17 protein-coding genes are annotated in these 19,105 nt (G+C 74.7%); 8 read left to right on the plus strand and 9 right to left on the minus strand.

Annotated features, from left to right (window positions below; translation table 11 throughout):
- The first annotated feature begins 20 nt into the window (after positions 1-20).
- The 5 genes from BLT72_RS14455 to BLT72_RS14475 all read left to right on the plus strand — a co-directional run bounded on the left by BLT72_RS14455 (position 21) and on the right by BLT72_RS14475 (position 4,610).
- On the plus strand, positions 21-1,376 hold the full coding sequence (locus tag BLT72_RS14455; protein WP_091413740.1) for a GAF domain-containing protein: 1,356 nt from the start codon (positions 21-23) through the stop codon (positions 1,374-1,376).
- 70 nt (positions 1,377-1,446) lie between these two features.
- Positions 1,447-2,412, plus strand: coding sequence for a metal ABC transporter substrate-binding protein (locus BLT72_RS14460; RefSeq protein WP_091413742.1), 966 nt, complete (start codon positions 1,447-1,449; stop codon positions 2,410-2,412).
- On the plus strand, positions 2,403-3,206 hold the full coding sequence (locus BLT72_RS14465) for a metal ABC transporter ATP-binding protein (RefSeq protein WP_091413744.1): 804 nt from the start codon (positions 2,403-2,405) through the stop codon (positions 3,204-3,206). Before BLT72_RS14460 ends, BLT72_RS14465 begins: the two co-directional genes overlap by 10 nt.
- A 23-nt stretch (positions 3,207-3,229) precedes the next feature.
- Positions 3,230-4,204, plus strand: coding sequence for a metal ABC transporter permease (locus BLT72_RS14470; protein ID WP_091417509.1), 975 nt, complete (start codon positions 3,230-3,232; stop codon positions 4,202-4,204).
- A gap of 1 nt (position 4,205) precedes the next feature.
- Complete coding sequence (locus tag BLT72_RS14475) at positions 4,206-4,610, plus strand: Fur family transcriptional regulator (RefSeq protein WP_091413746.1); 405 nt, start codon at positions 4,206-4,208, stop codon at positions 4,608-4,610.
- 3 nt (positions 4,611-4,613) lie between these two features.
- Here the strand turns inward: BLT72_RS14475 and BLT72_RS14480 are convergent, their stop codons facing one another.
- From BLT72_RS14480 to BLT72_RS14495, 4 genes are all read right to left on the minus strand, one after another.
- Complete coding sequence (locus BLT72_RS14480) at positions 4,614-5,606, minus strand: NAD-dependent epimerase/dehydratase family protein (RefSeq protein ID WP_091413748.1); 993 nt, start codon at positions 5,604-5,606, stop codon at positions 4,614-4,616.
- Between the two features lie 18 nt (positions 5,607-5,624).
- Positions 5,625-8,252 (minus strand): alpha/beta fold hydrolase, encoded by a 2,628-nt coding sequence (locus BLT72_RS14485; protein WP_091413750.1) that lies wholly within the window; start codon positions 8,250-8,252, stop codon positions 5,625-5,627.
- Complete coding sequence (locus tag BLT72_RS14490; protein WP_091413752.1) at positions 8,249-9,271, minus strand: 3-oxoacyl-ACP synthase III; 1,023 nt, start codon at positions 9,269-9,271, stop codon at positions 8,249-8,251. Before BLT72_RS14490 ends, BLT72_RS14485 begins: the two co-directional genes overlap by 4 nt.
- Positions 9,272-9,356: 85 nt before the next feature.
- A complete protein-coding gene (locus BLT72_RS14495) occupies positions 9,357-10,208 on the minus strand; it encodes an isoprenyl transferase (RefSeq protein WP_091413754.1) in 852 nt (283 codons plus the stop codon).
- A gap of 18 nt (positions 10,209-10,226) precedes the next feature.
- On the opposite strand from BLT72_RS14495, the gene recO reads away from it, so the two are divergent.
- Complete coding sequence (gene recO / locus BLT72_RS14500) at positions 10,227-10,967, plus strand: DNA repair protein RecO (RefSeq protein ID WP_091413756.1); 741 nt, start codon at positions 10,227-10,229, stop codon at positions 10,965-10,967.
- Positions 10,954-12,435, plus strand: coding sequence for a M1 family metallopeptidase (locus tag BLT72_RS14505; RefSeq protein WP_091413757.1), 1,482 nt, complete (start codon positions 10,954-10,956; stop codon positions 12,433-12,435). The genes recO and BLT72_RS14505 overlap by 14 nt, the downstream gene beginning before the upstream one ends.
- Positions 12,436-12,879: 444 nt before the next feature.
- Here the strand turns inward: BLT72_RS14505 and leuA are convergent, their stop codons facing one another.
- Entirely contained in the window at positions 12,880-14,637 is a 1,758-nt protein-coding gene (leuA, locus tag BLT72_RS14510; RefSeq protein ID WP_091413759.1) for a 2-isopropylmalate synthase, read from the minus strand.
- 219 nt (positions 14,638-14,856) lie between these two features.
- Here leuA and BLT72_RS14515 point away from each other — a divergent pair, with 219 nt between their 5' ends.
- The gene (locus BLT72_RS14515) at positions 14,857-15,897 is read left to right on the plus strand and encodes a GNAT family N-acetyltransferase (protein WP_157720511.1); all 1,041 of its coding nucleotides are present in this window, start codon (positions 14,857-14,859) and stop codon (positions 15,895-15,897) included.
- 54 nt (positions 15,898-15,951) lie between these two features.
- Here BLT72_RS14515 and era read toward each other — a convergent pair whose 3' ends face one another.
- Genes era through ybeY form a run of 4 tightly spaced genes read right to left on the minus strand, consistent with a single transcriptional unit; the run spans position 15,952 to position 19,103 of the window.
- Complete coding sequence (gene era, locus BLT72_RS14520; RefSeq protein ID WP_091413761.1) at positions 15,952-16,887, minus strand: GTPase Era; 936 nt, start codon at positions 16,885-16,887, stop codon at positions 15,952-15,954.
- A gap of 16 nt (positions 16,888-16,903) precedes the next feature.
- Entirely contained in the window at positions 16,904-17,278 is a 375-nt protein-coding gene (locus BLT72_RS14525; RefSeq protein WP_091413763.1) for a cytidine deaminase, read from the minus strand.
- On the minus strand, positions 17,275-18,633 hold the full coding sequence (locus BLT72_RS14530; protein WP_091413765.1) for a hemolysin family protein: 1,359 nt from the start codon (positions 18,631-18,633) through the stop codon (positions 17,275-17,277). The genes BLT72_RS14525 and BLT72_RS14530 overlap by 4 nt, the downstream gene beginning before the upstream one ends.
- Positions 18,630-19,103 (minus strand): rRNA maturation RNase YbeY, encoded by a 474-nt coding sequence (gene ybeY, locus BLT72_RS14535; RefSeq protein WP_091413766.1) that lies wholly within the window; start codon positions 19,101-19,103, stop codon positions 18,630-18,632. The genes BLT72_RS14530 and ybeY overlap by 4 nt, the downstream gene beginning before the upstream one ends.
- Positions 19,104-19,105: the final 2 nt, after the last annotated feature.

The following is a 19,105-nucleotide window of genomic DNA, read 5'->3' on the forward strand; positions in this document are numbered from 1 at the left end:
GCAGAGCGAGAGGCCTGCACATGACGACGGCATCCCCCCGGAGCCCCACCAGCAGCACCTCCACCACCCGCGCCCCGGCGCGCCCGGCCGTCCCGGCCGGCGCCCACGACGCACCGGCCGACGGCGGCATGGAGGCCTCCGAGGTCTCCACCCGGCTCCGGCTGCTGATGCGCGAGAGCGCCGCCGTCGTCGAGGAGCTCTCCCTCCCCTCACTGCACCGCCGGGTCGTCGAGGCCGCGCACCGCCTCGTCGGGCTGCCGGACGCCACGCTCGCCGTGCTCGACGCGGACGGCTCGGTGGTCCAGCTGGTGCAGCGGGACGACGACCTGGCCGTCGTCGGCTGCCTCCCGCTCGACCCGGCCGACGCGTCGGCCCTGACCTCCGGGCTCCGCGGGCTCAAGGCGGCGACCGTCGCCCGGCTGGCCGGCGACGGGCTCCCGGCGCCCTGGTCGGCCGGCTGCACCGCCTTCGCGGTCCACCACCGGCGCCACGTGCTGGCCGTCCTGCTGGTCGTGGAGCCCGAGGGCGGGCTGACGACCGAGGACGAGGACGTGCTGCTGGGGCTGGCCTCCAGCGCGGGCACCGCCATCGAGAACGCCCGCCTGTACGAGGAGGCGCGCCGCCGCCAGGAGTGGCTGCAGGAGGCCGCCGAGCTCAGCAACGGCACCCTGGCCGTGGTCACCGAGACCGAGGCCGTCGCCCTGGTGGCCCGCAGCGTGCAGAAGCTCGCCGACGCCGAGCTGGTGACGGCCTGGGTGCCCGAACCGGACCGCCAGCAGCTGCGGCCGGCGGTCGGGCTCGGGGACCGGGCCGAGACGCTGGCCGGGCTCGCGCTGCAGGGCGACGACCCCCTGGTCGCCGAGGTGCTGGCCGCCGGCCGGGGCGCTCACCTCGACGTCGGCGACCGGACCGGCTCCGCGTGCCTCGACGGCCTCGCCGCCCTCGGCATCGGACCCGTCCTGGTGCTGCCCGTGCACGGCGTCTCCGGCCTGCGCGGGCTGCTGCTCGCCGGCCGGCACGTCAGCCGCCCACCGTTCGGCGCCGTCGACCTCGACATGGCGGAGACCTTCCTGGGCCATGTGGCGATGGCCCTGGACCTGATCCGCGCCCGGGCGGTGCACCAGCGGGTCGCCCAGCTCGAGGACCGCGACCGGATCGCCCGGGACCTCCACGACCACGTCGCGTCCTCCTTGCTGTCCACCGGGACCAAGGTGCAGGACGCGGCCGGTCGGAGCCGCGACCTCCGGATCCGCCGGCTGCTGCACGAGGTCTCCGGCGACCTGGACCTCACCCTGCACCGGTTGCGGGACTCGATCTTCGCCCTGGGCAGCGCCCCCGGGTCGACGCCCGTCGCCGAGGAGGGGCGGACGGGCTGACGGTCGCCTCGGCCCGCGCGGGACCACGGCCGACTTGACCGGCCACCTCCCGCAGATGAAAATGGTTGTCATGAACAAGAACGCGCGTCCGTTCGCCGCGCTGCTCGCGGCGTCCGCCCTGCTGCTGGCGGCGGGCTGTGGCGGAGCGGACGGGGCGGCAGCCACTCCGGGCCAGCCGGGCCAGCTGAGCGTCGTGGCGTCGTTCTACCCCTTCCAGTTCGTCGCCGAGCGTGTCGCGGGTCCGCACGCGCGGGTCACCAGCCTGACCCAGCCGGGCGCCGAGCCGCACGACCTGGAGCTGACGCCCCGGCAGGTGGCCTCGGTCACGACGGCCGACCTCGTGGTCTACGAGCGGACCTTCCAGGCCGCGGTGGACGAGGCGGTCGACCAGAGCGGCAACCAGCACGTCCTCGACACCGCGACCGTGGTCCCGCTGCAGCCGCTCGGCGCCGCCGGGGAGCACGCGGAGGAGGAGCACGGGGAGGGGCACGCGGAGGAGGAGCACGAGCACGGCGGCCTCGACCCGCACGTCTGGCTCGACCCCACCCAGATGGCCACCATCACCGCGGCGGTGCGCGACCAGCTCACCGCGCTCGACCCGGACCACGCCGCGGACTACCGGACCAGCGCGGCGGCCCTGGACGCCGAGCTGGCGACGCTCGACCAGGAGTTCCGCACCGGCCTGGCCGGCTGCGAGCGGCAGGCGTTCATCACCACCCACACGGCGTTCGGCTACCTGGCGGCGCGCTACGGGCTGACCCAGATCGGCATCACCGGGCTGAGCCCCGACGCCGAGCCCTCCCCCGCGCGCATCGCGGAGGTCCAGCAGGAGGCCCAGGAGCACGGGGTGACGACGATCTTCTCGGAGACGCTGGTCTCCCCGGCCATCGCCGAGGCCATCGCCGGCGACCTCGGCCTGGCCACCGACGTGCTCGACCCGGTGGAGGGCATCACCGGCTCCTCGCGCGGGCAGGACTACGTTGCCGTCATGCGCTCGAACCTGGCCGCCCTGCAGAAGGCGAACGGATGCTCCTAGGTGAGGGCGACCCGGCCGGCGGGGGGGCGCCGTCGCCGGTGCTGCAGGCGCACGACGTCTCCGTGGAGCTGGGCGGGCTGCCGGTGCTGCGCGGGGTGGACCTCGCCGTGCAGCCGGGCGAGGTCGTCGCCCTGCTCGGTGGCAACGGCTCCGGGAAGTCGACGCTGGTCCGCGCGCTGCTCGGCCTGGTGCCGCTCAGCCGCGGCTCGGTCGACCTGTTCGGCACCCCGCTGCGCCGCTTCCGGTCCTGGCGCGACGTCGGCTACGTGCCGCAGCGCTCCGCCGCGGCCCCGGGCGGCGCCAAGGTCCGCGAGGTGGTCGGGTCGGGCCGGCTGGCCCACCGCCGGCCCTTCGTCCCCGCCCGGGCCGCCGACCGCGCGGCCGTCGCGCGGGCCCTGGCGGCCGTCGACCTCACCGACCGGGCCCGCGACGACCTCGCCGTGCTCTCCGGCGGGCAGCAGCAGCGGGTGCTGATCGCCCGCGCGCTGGCCGCCGAGCCGCGGCTGCTGGTCCTCGACGAGCCGACGGCCGGGGTCGACCTGGCCCACCAGGAGGTGCTGACCGCCGTCCTGGCCGACCTGGTCGCGGCGGGCACCGCCGTCCTCGTCGTGCTGCACGACGTGGGCAGCCTGGGCGCCCTGGTCGACCGGGGCGTCGTGCTCCGCGAGGGCCGGGTGGCCCTGGACGGTCCGCTGGCCTCCCTGGGAGCCCGCCTGCACCCCGCCGCGGGCGGCGAGCACCACGAGCCCGAGCCCGTCGACCCGCACTGGCTGGACGGGACGGTCATCCGGTGAGCGAGCTGCTCGGCTTCCCCTTCATGCAGCGCGCCCTGCTGGCCGCCCTGCTCACCGGCCTGATCGCCCCCGCCATCGGCGTCTACGTGGTCCAGCGCCGGCTCAGCCTGCTCGGCGACGGCCTCGGCCACGTGGCCATCGCCGGCGTCGGCCTCGCCCTGCTCACCGGCAGCGCTCCGATCCCGGTCGCCGTGGTGGTGTGCATCGCGGGCGCGGTCGTCGTCGAGCTGCTCCGCCAGCTCGGCAAGGCCACCGGCGACGTCGGGCTGGCCATCCTGTTCTACGGCGGCCTGGCCGCCGGCGTGCTGATGTCCGGCATCGCCGGTGCCGGGGCGGGCGCGCTGTCGCAGTACCTGTTCGGCTCCCTCACCACCGTCACGGCCGCGGACCTGCGGCTGGTGGCCGTGCTGGCCGTCGTCGTCCTGGTCCCCGCCCTGGGGCTCGCCCCGCAGCTGTTCGCCGTCTGCACCGACGAGCAGCACGCGCGCACCCTGGGCCTGCCCGTCCGGTTCTACAACGTGCTGATCGTCGTGCTGGCCGCCATCACCGTCAGCCTGGCGATGCGGACGGTCGGCCTGCTGCTGGTCAGCGCGCTGATGGTCATCCCGGTCGCGGCGGCGCAGAACCTCGTGCGCGGCTTCTACGCCACGCTGGCCTGCGCGATGGCGGTCGGCGCCCTCGTCGCCGTGGGCGGGGCCACCGGCTCCTACTACGCCGACGCCGCCCCGGGCGCCCTGATCGTGGTGCTGGCCATCGCCGTGTTCGCCCTCAGCTGGCCGGTCTCGGTGCTGGTGCGCCGCCGGCGGGCGGTCCTCGAGCTGCCCGTCGACCCGGCCGCCGCCCTCGACGGCGCGGGCCACGTGGTGGCCGAGGACGTCCACCCGCACCGGCACGACGAGGGCTGCGGGCACCGGGCCCTGCGGCACGGGGACCACACCGACTACGTGCACGAGGGCCACCGGCACGCGGCCCACGCCGACCACTACGACGAGCACTGACATGGACCAGCCCGGCACCACCCCCGCCGCCCCGCAGCGCCGCACCCGGCAGCGCGCCGCCGTCGACCAGATCCTCACCCACCTGGAGGAGTTCCGGACGGCGCAGCAGATCCACGACGTGCTGCGCCGCCAGGGCGACAGCGTCGGCCTGACCACGGTGTACCGCACCCTGCAGGCGATGGTCGAGTCCGGCCAGCTCGACGCCCTGCGCACCGACGACGGCGAGACCGCGTACCGCCGCTGCTCGTCGGGGCACCACCACCACCTCGTCTGCCGCAGCTGCGGCCGGACCGTCGAGGTGTCCGGGCCGGCCGTCGAGCGGTGGGCCAGCGCCGTCGCCGACGAGCACGGCTTCCGCGACGTCAGCCACGACCTGGAGATCTTCGGGACCTGCGGCTCCTGCTGAGCCTCAGGACCGGCCGGGGCCGCCCTCGGCGTACCACCGGGCCAGCCGCGCGAAGCCCTCGTCGAGGCTGACGGCGGGCCGCCACCCCAGCGCCTCCCGGGTCCGCCGCTGGTCGAACCAGTGCGCCGTGGAGAGCTGCTCGACCAGGAAGCGGTTGAGCGGCGGGTCGGCGTCGTCGCCCGGCCGCAGGGCCCACAGCGCCTCGGTGACCGCCCCGGCCGCCAGGGCGAGCGGCACCGGCACGTGGCGGCCCGGCCGCGGTGCCCCGCCCGCCTCCGCCCAGGCGCCGAGGACCTCCGCGATCGGCCGCGGCTCGCCGTTGCTCACCACCAGCGCCTCCCCGTGCAGGCCGTCGGGCCGGCAGCGGTCGAGCGCGGCGACCAGGGCGTCCACCGCGTTGTCCACGTAGGTGGTGTCGACGAGGACCGCACCGGCCCCCATCAGCGGCAGCCGGCCCTGCCGGGCGCGCCGGACGATCCGGGCGACCAGCTGGGTGTCCCCCGGGCCCCAGACCAGGTGCGGGCGGACGGCCACGACGGCGAGCGCCGGCCCGTCGGCGGCCAGCGCCAGCAGCTCCGCGGCCGCCTTGCTGCGGGCGTACGGACCGCGGGCGGCGTCCGGGTCGGCCGGCCCGGCGCCGGCCCCGACCAGCGAGCGCCCGGCGTGCGCGACCGACGGCGAGGAGACGTCGACCAGGCGGGCGACGCCGGTCCGGCGGCAGGCGTCGACGACGGCCCGGGTGCCGTCGATGTTGATCCGCGCGTAGTCGGCCCAGGCCCCGGTGATGTTGACCTTCGCGGCCAGGTGGACGACGGCCTCGTGCCCGTCGACGGCGCGCAGCACGGCAGCGGGGTCGGCCACGTCGGCCTGCACCTCGCGCAGCCCCAGCCCCGCGGGCCGGCGTTGCAGCACCGTGACGTCGTCGCCGCGGTCCGCGAGCGCCCGGGCCGTCGCCCCGCCGAGCATCCCGCTGGCCCCCGTGACCAGGACCTTCACGCGACCAGGACCTCCACGTCACACCTTCCCGGGTCGCTCGCCGGCCAGCAGCCGGCCGGCCCAGCGGGCCAGCCGGGCGCGGTCGACCTTGGAGGCGTGCCGGATGTCGACCGGCAGCGCGTCGACCACCAGCACCGCGGCCAGCGGGACGGGCGAGGCGGCGCGGACGGCGTCGGCGAGGTCCGGCTCGGCCAGCGGCTGCCGCCGGCGACGTCCGTCGGCGGGGACCACGACCGCGACCACCTGCTGGGCGCCGACCGGCCCGACCCCGACGACGGCGGTCGCGCGGACGGCGTCCGAGGCCTCGATCTGCTGCTCCACCCCGACCGGGGTGACGGGGCCGTCGGCGGTGGTGACGACGTGCACCAGCCGCCCCTCGACCCACAGCCGACCCTCCGCGTCGAGGTGGCCGACGTCACCACTGCGGTGGTAGCCGGGGTTGCGGGAGCTCTGCTGCTCGGTGGCCCACAGGCGGTCGTAGCGGTCCTTGCGGTGCGCGGCGGCGATGCAGATCTCCCCCCGCACGCCGGGCTCGTCGGTCAGCGCGCCGTCGGCGCGGCCCAGCGCGTCGAGCGGGCTGATCCGCAGCGTCACCCCGGGCAGCGGGAGGCCGACGCAGACGCCGTCGCCGGGGCCCGCCGCCTCGATCTGGGCCAGCGCGATGTCGGTGGCCGGCAGCACCTCGGTCATCCCGTAGGGGGTGTGCAGCTCGGCGTCGGGTAGCAGCGCCTGCACCTGGCGGAGCAGGGGCAGCGGGACGGGGGCCCCGGCCGAGAGCACGGTGCGGACCCCGCGCAGGGCGTCGCGGCGGCGGGCGTCCAGCTCGTCGGCGGTGGCCACGACGTTGCGCAGCGCTGCCGGGGACGCGAACACCGAGGTGGCGTCGATGGCCAGCACCGCGTCGGCGAGCGCGGTGGCGGTGAGGGTGCCGGGTGCGGTGACGTCCATGTCGGGGGCGACGGCGCCGATCCCGATGGCCGGGCCGTAGAGGGCGAACGGCGCGAAGGCGGCGACCAGCCGGTCGTCCGGGCCGAGCCGGAGCACCGTCGCGACCTGGCGGATCTGCTCGCGCAGCTGCGAGAGCCGGTAGACCACGCCCTTGGCCGGGCCGGTCGCGCCGGAGGTGAACAGCACCGCGCCCTCGACGTCCTCCAGGCCCGGGTCCGGCAGGTCGCGGTCACGGCCCAGGGCCTCCAGGGCCGACAGCTCGCCGACCCAGCCGAAGGAGCGGGCGGCCAGCGGCGAACCGCCGACCGCGATCCGCCGGCCGGGCACGCCCAGGGCGCCGAGGGCGACGAGGGCCTTCGGGATGCCGATGACGTGGTCGGGGGCGGCGCTGCGCAGGGCGTGCGCCATCCCCCGCAGGCCGAGGCCGGCGTCGGCGACGACGATCGCCGCGCCGGCGCGCCAGCAGGCGTACACCGCGACGGTGAGCTCGAGGCCGGGCGGGACGAGCAGGGCCACCCGCTCCCCCGGGCGCACGCCGGAGGCGACCAGGCCGGCGGCGACGTCGCGGATCCGGGCGTTCAGCAGGGCGAACGAGGTGCGACTGGTGACCGGGCCGTGCACCTCGGCGACGGCGGTGGACTCGTCGTCGGCGCGGCGCAGCAGCGCGGCCCAGGGCAGGTCCTCGGGGGCGAGCGGCGGCCGCGGCGGGGTGGGCTCGGCGGGCCTGGCGCCGGCCAGGGTGGGGGCGACCCGCTCCACCACCCAGCGCCAGATGTCGACGGCGGTCTGCGGGGCGTCCTCGGTGACCAGGTGCGACGCCGGCGGGTAGCGCTGGACGTCGGCCTGCGGCAGGCGTCGCAGCAGGTCCTCGAGGAACCGCTCGCCGAACACCGGGTCCCGCGGGCCCCAGGCCAGCAGGACGGGCACGTCGGCCAGGGAGCGGACCCCGTCGGCCATGGCGTCCCAGGCCGGCCGGCTGGGGTGGTCGGCCTCCAGCGGGATGTCGGCCACGAAGTCGGCGACCGCACGGCGCCGGCCGGGGTGGTCGTAGGGCGCGACCAGACCGTGCACGGCGTCCGCCGGCAGGGCCGGCCGCGAGAGCAGCGACCCGCCGCGCACGAAGGCCGGCGTGGTGGTGCAGGCCAGCTGCCGCAGGCTCGGGGTCCGGGCCAGCCGGATCAGCGGGGGCAGCTCGTCGTCGACGGGCAGGTCGACGCCGGTGTTGGTGAGCACGACGCCCGCCAGCTGGTCGCGGTGCGCCTGGGCCCAGCCCAGCGAGATGGGACCGCCCCAGTCGTGGGCCAGGGTGACGACGGGGCCGTCGACGCCGAGGGCCGCGGTCAGGTCGCCGAGGTCGGCCACCCGGTCGGCGAACCGGCGCGGCCCGGCCGGGCGCTCCGAGAAGCCCATGCCCAGCTGGTCGACGGCGACCACGCGCCAGCCCGCCGGGGCGGCGGCCAGGAAGCGGCGCCACAGGAACGACCAGGTGGGGTTGCCGTGCACGCAGAGCAGGGTCGCGCGGACCGGCTCCGCGGGCGCGCGGCCCGGGGCGTGGGTGTCGAGCACGTGCCACAGGTGCGGGACGCCCTCGCCGTCGGCGACCTCGACGGTGCGGGACCAGGTGGGGTCGACGTCGGGCAGCGAGGCGAGGACGTCGGCGGGGACGGCCGGGGCGGACCCGGGAGCCGTCGAGGTCACCAGATGATCTCGGCGAAGGACGTGTTGAGCCCCGAACCGATCCCCAGCAGCATGACCCGCATGCCGGCCTGCAGCTTGTCGACGCTCTGCGCGAGCGTGAACGGCACGGCCGCGGGACCGAGGTTCCCGTAGGTGGTCACCGTCATGGGGAACTGCTCGGGGGTGGCGCCCACCGACTTCGCCATGGTGGCGATGTGCTTGACCGAGGTCTGGTGGCACATGAAGTAGTCGACCTCGGACCAGTCGAAGTCGCCCTGCGCCTCGTGCCAGGTGTCGACGGCCAGGGCGATGCCGGCCTGGAACAGCGCACGGCTGTCCGTGCGCATCCCGCTGAGGTCGCCGACGCAGAGGTCGTGGTGCTCGCTGCCCGCCCGGCTGGCGCCGCCGATGACGACGTGGCCCTCCGGGTGCCGGTCGGTCCGGCCCAGCACCATGGCGGCGGCCCCCGAGCCGATGGTCAGGCTGGCGAACGCCTCCTTGACCTCCTCGGCGGTGGTCTCCGGGCGCTGCAGGCTCGTGATGGTGTTGTCGTGCAGCTCGCGGGAGCCCTCGGCGTCGACGAGCAGCGCGTACTCGATCTGCCCGGCGTCGATCATGGTCCCGGCCAGCTGGATGGCGTTGACGAAGCCGAGGCAGGCGTTGGCGATGTCGAAGTTGAGACAGCTCGTGGGCAGTCCCAGCTGGTGGTGCACCTCGACGGCGATCGACGGCTCGAGGTGCGCGCGGCACACGGAGGTGTTGATGACCAGGCCGACCTGGGAGGGGTCGACGCCCGACTCGGCGAGCGCCTTGGCCCCCGCCATGGCGGCGGCGTCGGCGAACGAGACGTCCTCGGGCCACCAACGGCGCTCCTTGACCCCGGCGAGCTGCTCCTGCATGCCGGGCAGCATCCCCACGCGCTCGTAGGTCGCCGCCAGCCGCTCGTCGAAGGAGTCCGACGTGGCGACGACGGGCGCCTCGACGCCGCACACCGCCAGGATGCTCGTGTTGCCGAGCCGATAGGTTGCGTTACCGCTCATCTGCGTGCCCTCACCCCGCCTCCCGCCGCGTCACCCCGAGGTGGTCGGCGGTGCGGATCGTCCCGTTCAGAATCCGACGATTCTCTCACGCTGGCCCCGCCCCGCTGTCCGGGTCGGCCGGACGGACGGCGTTCGGGACGGCCCCGCCGTAGCGGCGGTCCCGGTCGGCGTAGAGCTCGACGGCCCGCCAGAGGTCGCGGCGGTCGAAGTCCGGCCACAGCTGGTCGAGGAACACCATCTCCGCGTAGGCCGACTGCCAGACCAGGAAGTTCGACGTCCGCTGCTCCCCCGAGGAGCGGACGAAGAGATCGACGTCGGGGATCTCCGGCTCGTCGAGGTAGCGCCGGAAGCGCTCCTCGGTCAGCTTGGCCGGGTCGAGCCGGCCCTCCGCCGCCAGCTCGGCGATCCGCCGGGCCGCGTCGACGATCTCGGCCCGGCCGCCGTAGTTGACGCAGAACTGCAGCGTCAGCACGTCGTTGTCGACCGTCCGCCGCTCGGCCTCCTCCAGCTCGGCGATGACGCTGCGCCACAGCCGCGGCCGCCGGCCCGCCCAGCGGACCCGGACGCCGAGGGCGTCCATCTGGTCGCGCCGGCGGCGGATGACGTCGCGGTTGAAGCCCATCAGCCAGCGGACCTCGTCCGGGGAGCGGTTCCAGTTCTCGGTGGAGAAGGCGTAGGCGGACAGGTAGCGCACCCCGACCTCGATGGCGCCCTCGACGACGTCGAAGAGCGCGTCCTCGCCGCGGGCGTGGCCGGCGGTGCGCGGGAGGCCGCGCGCCTTGGCCCACCGGCCGTTGCCGTCCATGACCACGGCGACGTGCGTCGGCACCTTCGCGACGGGCAGGGCCGGCGGGCGCGCACCGCTGGGGTGCGGCTCGGGCGGCCGGGCCGGCGGACGGGGGGTGTCGCGCGTCGTCCGCCGCGGGGTCTTGGCCATGTGCGGGACACTATCGAGGTGCCGACCTACCGTGACGAAGCGCTCGTGCTGCGCACGCACAAGCTCGGCGAGGCCGACCGGATCATCACCCTGCTGAGCCGCCGGCGCGGCAAGATCCGGGCCGTCGCCAAGGGGGTGCGGCGGACGTCGTCGAAGTTCGGTGCGCGGCTGGAGCCCTTCTCCCACGTCGACCTGCAGTTCGCCGAGGGCCGCAGCCTCGACGTGGTGACCCAGGTCGAGTCCCTGGACGCGTTCGGGCCCGCGCTGACCGAGGACTACCCGACCTACACCGCCGGCCAGGTGATGCTGGAGACGGCGGACCGGCTGGTGGTCGAGGAGGGTGAGCCGGCGCTGCAGCAGTACCTGCTGCTGGTCGGCGCGCTGCGGGTGTTGAACCGCGGCACGGCCGACGGACCGCGGCCCGCGTCGATGGTCCTGGACTCCTACCTGCTCCGCGCGCTCGCGGTCGCCGGCTACGCGCCGTCCTTCCACGACTGCGCCCGCTGCGGCGTGGTCGGCCCGCACACCGCCTTCTCCCCCGTCGCCGGCGGCGTGGTCTGCGAGCGCTGCCGGCCGGCCGGGGCCTCGCGGCCGTCCCCGGACACGCTGGAGCTGCTGGGGGCGCTGCTCGAGGGCCGCTGGGTCGACACCCGGGACGCCCAGACCGCGACCGCCCGCGAGGCCAGCGGCATCACGGCGGCGTTCGCCACCTGGCACCTGGACCGCAACCTGCGCTCGCTGGTGCATGTCGAGCGCTGACCCGGGCCCGGCGCGACCTCGACGGCGTCGCCGCCGGCTGCTGCTCGCCGCGCTGGCCGCGCTGCTGGTCGGGGCGCTGGTCACCACCGTGCTGCTGGTGCTGGAGCGGCGGGAGGCCGCGCCGGGGCGCACCGGCGGCGAGCCCGGACTCGGCGACCCGTACTTCCCGCGGGCCGGCAACAGCGGATACGACGTGGACCGCTACACCATCGACCTCGACCTGGGCGCGGGCGACGGCTCGCTGACCGGGACGACGACGTTCGTGGCCCGCGCGACGCAGGACCTGGCCTGGTTCTGGTTCGACCTGGCGCTCGACGTCCGGGCGGTGCAGGTGGACGGGGCCGCGGCGGCCGTCAGCCGCGACGGGGCCACCGACGTCCGGGTGCAGCCGGTCCGGCCGGTGCCGGTGGGTGCGGAGTTCAGCGTCCGCGTCGAGTACGCCGGCACGCCCGCGGCCGTCGAGGTCGACGGTGCGTCGCCGGTCCACCAGCGGGGCGCGGAGTGGTCGGTGTTCGGCGAGCCGGAGGCGTCGGCCTGGTGGTTCCCGGCGGACGACCACCCCTCCGACCCGGCCCTGGTCGACGTCTCGGTGCGGGTGCCCGCCGGGGTGGAGGCGGTGAGCGTCGGGCGGTTGGCGTCGCGCGACACCGGCGACGAGGCCGACTTCGACACCTGGCACTGGGTGGCCGGCCAGCCGATGGCGACCTATCTGGCCTTCGTCAGCGTCGGGCCGTACCGGTTGGAGGAGGGCGTCCAGGACGGCCGCTCCACCGTCTACGCGGTCTCCGAGCAGCTGACGGGCCGGCAGCAGCGGGCGGCCCTGGACCGGCTGCGGACGAGCGGCGCGACGGTGCGGGTGCTGGAGACGATGTTCGGGCCCTACCCCTTCACCGAGCTGGGCGGGGTGGTGCCGTCGGCCCCGCTGGAGTTCGGCGCGCTGGAGACCCAGACCCGGCCCGTCTACGACGCCCGGGCGATCACCGACGCGGACTTCGCCCCCGAGCTCCTGGCCCACGAGCTGGCCCACCAGTGGTTCGGCGACCAGGTCACGCTGCGGGCCTGGGACGACGTCGTCAACAGCGAGGGCTGGGCTTCCTGGGTCGCGTGGGCGGTGGTGGAGCGCACCGGCGGGCCGTCGGCCGCGGCGGCGTTCGAGCGCACCTACGCCGCCGCCCGGAGCGACCGCCGGATCTGGTCGGTCGACCTCACCGACCCGGGCCGGGACCACCTCTTCGACGCCGTCTACACCCGCGGGCCGCTGGCCCTGCAGGCGCTGCGCACCCTGATCGGCGACGAGGCCTTCTTCGGCCTGGCCCGGGACTGGACCAGCAGGCCCGCCACCCGGTCCTTCGAGGAGTGGCAGGTGCAGGCCCAGGCGGCCACCGCCGTCGACCTCGGCCCGTACTTCGCGGCCTGGTACCAAGCCCCCACCGCCCCCGAGCCCAGCCCCGCCCTCGGCTTCCCCTGACCAGTGCGTAGCGATCCGCCGCGCGCTCCCGGTGGAACGCCCACGGCCCTCGGTCCGCCACGGGGACGGTGCCCAGGACGTCGACCTGGTCCGGGGTCGCTTCCGCGAGGCCGTGGAGGTGGGCGGCAGCCGGTCCTGCGAGCCGAGCCACGGACCCGCGGAGGAGGGTCCCGGACCAGGCCAGAGCCGCCCAGGACAGCGGGAAGGGCTGGACGGCGGGCGCGGGCATGCCGTCCCAGCCCGCGCCTCTCGGCCTGCCCCGCCGTGACGACGCCACCCTGGGTCTGGGCGAGACCGAGCAGCTCGGGACGGGGGTCGTTGCGCGGGTGCACCTCCGCAGTCGGTGCGGAGCACCCCCGCGAACCGATGGCCGGCGACCTCGGTGGACGACGCCGCCGATGTGCAGCGATCTGCCGCGTGGTCGCGGCAGATCGCTGCACGATCTCAGCCGGCGGTGCGGTTGACGGCCGAGGTGACGGCCTTGAGGGAGGCGGCGACGATGTTGGCGTCCATGCCCACCCCCCAGGCGACGACGCTGTTCTCGCCGTCGCCGATCTCGCACTCGACGTAGGCCGCGGCCAGGGCGTCGCCGCCCGAGGACAGCGCGTGCTCGGCGTAGTCGAGGACCCGCACGTGGTAGCCCAGCGAGGACAGGGCGTCGACGAAGGCCGAGACGGGCCCGTTGCCCTCCCCCGAGATCTGCCGCTCGCGGCCACGGTCCACCACGGTGGCCTCGACCGAGTCGTGCCGGCCGCTGGCGGAGGCGGACTTGACCCCCCGCAGGGTCAACGGCGCGTCCGGCGCCAGGTACTCGGTGGTGAAGATGTCCCAGAGCCGGGCGGCACCGACCTCCCCGCCGTCACTGTCGGTGTGGGACTGCACGACGCGGCTGAACTCGATCTGCAGGCGGCGCGGGAGGTCGAGGTTGTGCTCCGACTTCATGATGTAGGCGACGCCGCCCTTGCCGGACTGGCTGTTGACCCGGATCACGGCCTCGTACGAGCGGCCGACGTCGTGCGGGTCGATGGGCAGGTACGGGGCCTCCCACATCAGCTCCGAGACGGGCACGCCCTCGGCGGCGGCCTGCTTCTCCAGGGCCTCCAGGCCCTTCTTGATGGCGTCCTGGTGGGAGCCGGAGAAGGCGGTGTAGACCAGGTCGCCCGCGTAGGGGTGGCGCGGGTGGACCGGCAGGTTCGTGCAGTACTCCACCGTGCGACGGATCTCGTCGATGTCGGAGAAGTCGATCTTCGGGTCGATCCCCTGGCTGAACAGGTTCATGCCCAGCGTCACCAGGTCGACGTTGCCGGTCCGCTCGCCGTGGCCGAACAGGCAGCCCTCGACGCGGTCGGCGCCCGCCATCAGGGCCAGCTCGGTGGCCGCGGTCGCCGTGCCGCGGTCGTTGTGCGGGTGCAGCGAGATCGCGACGTGCTCCCGGTTCCGCACGTGCCGGCTGAACCACTCGATCTGGTCGGCGTAGACGTTCGGCGTCGCCATCTCCACCGTCGCCGGCAGGTTGAGGATGATCTCCCGTCCGGCGCTGGGCTGCCAGACGTCCATCACGGCGTCGCAGACCTCGACGGCGAAGTCCAGCTCGGTGCCGGTGAAGATCTCCGGGCTGTACTGGTAGCCGAACTCGACGTCGCCCAGATGCTGCTCGGCGTACTTCATCACCAGCTCGGTCCCGCGGGTGGCCAGCGCGATGCACTCCGGCTTGTCGACGCCGAAGACGACGCGGCGGAACAGCGGCGCCGTCGCGTTGTAGAGGTGGATCGTCGCCGCCCGCGCCCCCACCAGCGACTCCGCGGTGCGCTCGATCAGGTCCTCGCGGGCCTGCGTCAGCACCGAGATCGTCACGTCGTCGGGGATGCCCCGCTCGATCAGCTGCCGGACGAAGTCGAAGTCGAACTGGCTGGCGGAGGGGAAGCCGACCTCGATCTCCTTGTAGCCCATCCGCACCAGCAGCTCGAACATCTTGTGCTTGCGGGCCGGGGTCATCGGGTCGATGAGGGCCTGGTTGCCGTCCCGCAGGTCGGTGGACAGCCACCGGGGTGCGGCGGTGATCTGCTGCGCCGGCCAGGTGCGGTCGGGCAGGTCGACCGGCGGGAAGGCGCGGTAGCGCCCGTAGGGCATGGGGCTGGGCTGCTGCACGGGCACGGACTGCGCACGCGTGCCGAAGACGGTGTGGTCAGGGGTGGTGGTCATGCGTTCCTCGCTGAGTCAGGTTCGGGAGCAGGCCGGACAGGCTCGGACTCCGCAGCGAGGATGCCAGCCCTTAGCGGGCCTCGCTGCGGCAGCGAAGGAGGAGCGCGACGAGACGCCCGGTGCCAGCCATGCGGTCACAGTAGCGCGGGCCGGCCGGAGCACCAAGCAGCCCCCCGAAAACCGGTGGCCGGCCCGGCGGCGCCGGGCCACCCTGGCTGCATGCCTTACGTACGCATCCAGCCCGACGACCACGAGGCGGTCGGCGCAGCAGCGGAGATCCTCGAAGCCTCGCGCCGGCTGGACGACCCGACGGCCCCCGAGGTCGTCCGCGAGCGGTACGCCGGATGGCTCCGCTACGGCTGGGACCTGCACCCGGAGGAGCAGTTCCTCCTCGTCCCCGACGGCGGGGGCGCGCCGGTCGGGGTGCTGGCGGTCGAGCTGCCGCACCGTGACAACCGGCACCTGGTCTGGGCGCAGATCACCGTCCGCCCGGACGCCCGGCGTCGCGGGCACGGGACCGCGATGGCCGCCGAGGTCCTCCGCCGCACCCGGGAGGCCGGCCGGACCACCATCTGGATGGGGTGCGCCGCCGACGACGCGGCGGCCGCCGCCTTCCTGGCCGGCACCGGCTTCCACTACGCCAGTCCCGACGCCCGACGCCGCCAGCGGCTCGCCGACGTGGACCCGGCCGAGATCGCCCGGCTGCGCGCCGGCGCCGAGGCCGCGGCGTCGGACTACGAGCTGGTGCGGCTCACCCCGCCGGTCCCCGAGGAGCTCCTCGCCGAGATCGCCGTGGTCGCCGAGTCCATCAACGACGCCCCGATGGGCGACCTGACCTGGGAGCGCGAGGTCTACGACGCCGACCTCGTCCGCGACATCGAGACGGCCCGCGAGGGTCGCGGGGACCGGTTGTACCGGGTGCTGGCCCGCCACCGCGGCACCGGGGTGCTGGGCGGGCACACGATGATGGTGACCGACCCGGTGCGGCCCACCTGGGCCTTCCAGGGCGACACGGCGGTGGCGCGCGGGCACCGCGGGCACCGGCTGGGGCTGCTGCTCAAGATCGAGATGATGGCGTGGCTGGCCGAGGTGGAGCCGCAGGTCCAGCTCGTCGAGACCTGGAACCAGGCCGACAACACGCACATGATCGCCGTGAACGAGGCGCTGGGCTACCGGCTCGACCGGGTGTTCCACATGTACGAGCGGCAGCTGGACCCGGCCGCTCAGGAGCAGCCGGCCGGGGAGCTGGCGTCGGTCTGAGCCGTCCGGTCCCGCCTGCGGGGGCGGGACCGGACGCCCGTCATCGGCAGGGTCTCAGAACCCCAGCCGGTTCAGGTGCTTCGCGTCGCGCTGCCACTCCTTGAGCACCTTGACCCGGAGGTCCAGGTACACGGGGGTGCCGAGCAGCGCCTCGATCTGGTGCCGGGCGGCCGCACCGATGTCGCGCAGCCGCTCGCCCTTGTGGCCGATGATGATGCCCTTCTGGGAGTCGCGCTCGACGACCATCGAGGCGAACACGTCGAGCAGCGGCTTCTCGGCCGGCCGGCCCTCCCGCAGGTTCATCTCCTCGACCACCACGGTGATCGAGTGCGGCAGCTCGTCCCGCACGCCTTCGAGGGCGACCTCGCGGATGAGCTCGGCGACGAGGGTCTCCTCCGGCTCGTCGGTGATCTCGCCCTCCGGGTAGAGCGGCGGACCCTCCGGGAGCAGCGAGACGAGGGTGTCCGCCAGCACGTCCAGCTGGTCGTCGCCGACGGCGGACACGGGGACGATGTGCTCCCAGCGGATGCCGAGCTTCTCCTCGAGCGCGGAGATGGCCATCAGGTGCTCGGCCATCCGCTGCGGGCCGACGAGGTCCGACTTGGTGGCCACGGCGACGAGCATCGGCTTGCGTGGCAGGTTGGCGATCTCCCCGACCAGGTAGGTGTCGCCCGGGCCGATCTTCTGGTTGGCCGGCAGGCAGACGCCGATGACGTCGACCTCGGTCCAGGTGCCGCGGACCAGGTCGTTCAACCGCTCCCCCAGCAGGGTGCGCGGCTTGTGCAGGCCCGGGGTGTCGATCAGCACCAGCTGGGCGTCCGCTCGGTGCACGATCCCGCGGATGGCGTGCCGGGTGGTCTGCGGCTTCGACGACGCGATGGCGATCTTGCTGCCCACCAGGGCGTTGGTCAGCGTCGACTTGCCGGCGTTGGGACGGCCGACGAAGCAGGCGAAGCCGGACCGGAACCCCTCCGGCGCCGTCGAGGCCATCTGGCCCGGGAGGTCCTCAGGTGCGGGCACGGACGTCGACCTTCCGTCGGAGCTGGCCCCGGGGGTCGGCGTGCCAGAGCACCACGCCCTGACCGGGGAGGTCGGCGACGACCGCGAGGTCGTCGTCGTCGGGGTCGTCGGTGCTGGACAGCGCGACGGCCTCCAGGCCCTCGGCGCCGGAGGACACGGCCATCGCGACCACGACGGAGATCGCCGACAGCCGCAGGTGCGGCAGGTCCACGCTGGTGCCGGCGTAGGTCCGGCCGTCGGTGTCGCGGACGCAGGCGCCCTGCCGGGCCCCGGTGCGCGCCAGCGCGGCGCGAGCCAGGGTGAGGATCTTGACGTCCTCGGGGTCGGTCGGCGCCGCGGGGGCTGCGTCGGTGGTGCTCACGCGACCGGCGCCGTCTCGTCGACGACGAGCCGGGTGGCCGCGTCGGTGCGGTGGTCGTCGGTCCGGCTGTCGTCCTCGGGACGCTCCTCGGTCCGCACCCGGCTGGCCACGACGGCCCCGATCCGGTTGCGCCGGCCGGTGGAGCGCTCGGCCAGCAGCTCGAGGCCCTCGAACGTGACGACGGAGCCGGCGATCGGCACCTTGTTGAGCTGCTTGGCCATCAGCCCGCCCACCGTCTCGACGTCCTCGTCGTCGAGCTCGAGGCCGAAGAGGTCGCCCAGCTCGTCCAGCGGGAGCCGCGACGAGACGCGGTAGCGGCCCTCCCCCAGCTCGGTGATGTCGGTGTTCTCCTCGTCGTACTCGTCGGTGATCTCACCGACGATCTCCTCGAGGATGTCCTCGATGGTGGCCATCCCCGCGGTGCCGCCGAACTCGTCGACGACGATCACCAGGTGCACGCGCTTGGCTTGCATCTCCTGCAGCAGCTCGTCCACCGGCTTGGAGTCCGGGCACCAGACCGGCTGCCGCATCATCGGCCCGACGCGCTCGGTGGACTGGGTGCCCGGGGAGTCGTAGACCCGCTTGATGACGTCCTTGAGGTACAGCACGCCCACCACGTCGTCGAGCCCGTCGCGGATCACCGGGATCCGGCTGAAGCCGGAGCGCAGGGACAGCGACACCGCCTGCCGGAGCGTCTTGTGCTCCTCGATGAAGACCATGTCGGTCCGCGGCACCATCACCTCGCGGACGATGGTGTTGCCCAGGTCGAAGACGGAGTGGATCATCTTCCGCTCGCCCGACTCGATCACCGCGCTGGCCTCGGCGTAGTCGACCATCTCGCGGAGCTCGGCCTCGGTGGCGAACGGGCCGTCGACAAAACCACGGCCCGGGGTGAGGGCGTTGCCGATCATGATCAGCAGCCGCGGGATCGGCCCCAGCACCCGGGTGAACGCGACCAGCGGGCCGGCCGCGGCGCAGGCGATCCTGTTCGCGTGCTGGCGTCCCAGGGTGCGCGGCGCGACCCCCCAGAAGATGTAGGAGACGACGATCATGGACCCGGCGGTGATCAGCACGCGCTCGGTGGTCGTCGCGAAGATGCCGAACACCACCAGCGCCACGAGCACGATCGCGGAGATCTCGAAGATCGTCCGCAGCAGCAGCGCGGTGTTCAGGAAGCGCGGCGGGTCCTCGGCGATCTTGCGCACCCGGCCCGCCCCGGCGACGTTGTCGGCCACGAGCCGGTCGGCCCGCGCCTTCGAGAACGAGTAGAGGGCCGCCTCCGCGGCAGCGGTGAGGCCCGCGAGCACGACCAGGACCAGGGCGACGGCCAGCTGGACCGCGTCCTGCTGGTTCACGAGCGGCCGGCCCGGTCGGGACGCTGCTCGGCCCAGGCGGCCAGCACGCGGTCCTTCAAGCCGAACATCTCGGCCTTCTCCTCGTCGTCGGCGTGGTCGTAGCCCAGCAGGTGCAGCATCCCGTGCACCAGCAGGTACTCCGCCTCGGCGTCGGCGGAGCGTCCGTGCTCGGTCGCCTGACGGCTGGTGACCGCCGGGCAGAGCACCACGTCACCGAGCATCCCCAGCGGGGGCTCCTCGTCGTCGTCCGGCGGCTGCAGCTCGTCCATCGGGAAGCTGAGGACGTCGGTCGGGCCGGGCTCGCCCATGTACTTCTCGTGGTACGCGGACATGGTGTCCTCGTCCACGAGCAGGATCGACAGCTCGGCCTGGGGGTGGATCCTCAGCTGGTCGAGGGTGAAGGTGGCGAGCCGGACGAGGCCCGGACTGTCGGCCTCCAGACCGGACTCGTTGTTGATGTCGACGCTCATCG

Source organism: Friedmanniella luteola (assembly GCF_900105065.1).
GTDB classification, from domain to species: domain Bacteria; phylum Actinomycetota; class Actinomycetes; order Propionibacteriales; family Propionibacteriaceae; genus Microlunatus; species Microlunatus luteolus.

Bases quoted from the DNA above. Each gene is read 5' to 3' on its own strand.
- BLT72_RS14455 (WP_091413740.1), top strand. From the start codon at position 21: ATGACGACGGCATCCCCCCGGAGCCCCACCAGCAGCACCTCCACCACC.
- BLT72_RS14460 (WP_091413742.1), top strand. From the start codon at position 1,447: ATGAACAAGAACGCGCGTCCGTTCGCCGCGCTGCTCGCGGCGTCCGCC.
- BLT72_RS14465 (WP_091413744.1), top strand. From the start codon at position 2,403: ATGCTCCTAGGTGAGGGCGACCCGGCCGGCGGGGGGGCGCCGTCGCCG.
- BLT72_RS14470 (WP_091417509.1), top strand. From the start codon at position 3,230: ATGCAGCGCGCCCTGCTGGCCGCCCTGCTCACCGGCCTGATCGCCCCC.
- BLT72_RS14475 (WP_091413746.1), top strand. From the start codon at position 4,206: ATGGACCAGCCCGGCACCACCCCCGCCGCCCCGCAGCGCCGCACCCGG.
- BLT72_RS14490 (WP_091413752.1), bottom strand. From the start codon at position 9,271: ATGAGCGGTAACGCAACCTATCGGCTCGGCAACACGAGCATCCTGGCG.
- BLT72_RS14495 (WP_091413754.1), bottom strand. From the start codon at position 10,208: ATGGCCAAGACCCCGCGGCGGACGACGCGCGACACCCCCCGTCCGCCG.
- BLT72_RS14505 (WP_091413757.1), top strand. From the start codon at position 10,954: ATGTCGAGCGCTGACCCGGGCCCGGCGCGACCTCGACGGCGTCGCCGC.
- leuA (WP_091413759.1), bottom strand. From the start codon at position 14,637: ATGACCACCACCCCTGACCACACCGTCTTCGGCACGCGTGCGCAGTCC.
- BLT72_RS14515 (WP_157720511.1), top strand. From the start codon at position 14,857: ATGCCTTACGTACGCATCCAGCCCGACGACCACGAGGCGGTCGGCGCA.
- era (WP_091413761.1), bottom strand. From the start codon at position 16,887: ATGGCCTCGACGGCGCCGGAGGGGTTCCGGTCCGGCTTCGCCTGCTTC.
- ybeY (WP_091413766.1), bottom strand. From the start codon at position 19,103: ATGAGCGTCGACATCAACAACGAGTCCGGTCTGGAGGCCGACAGTCCG.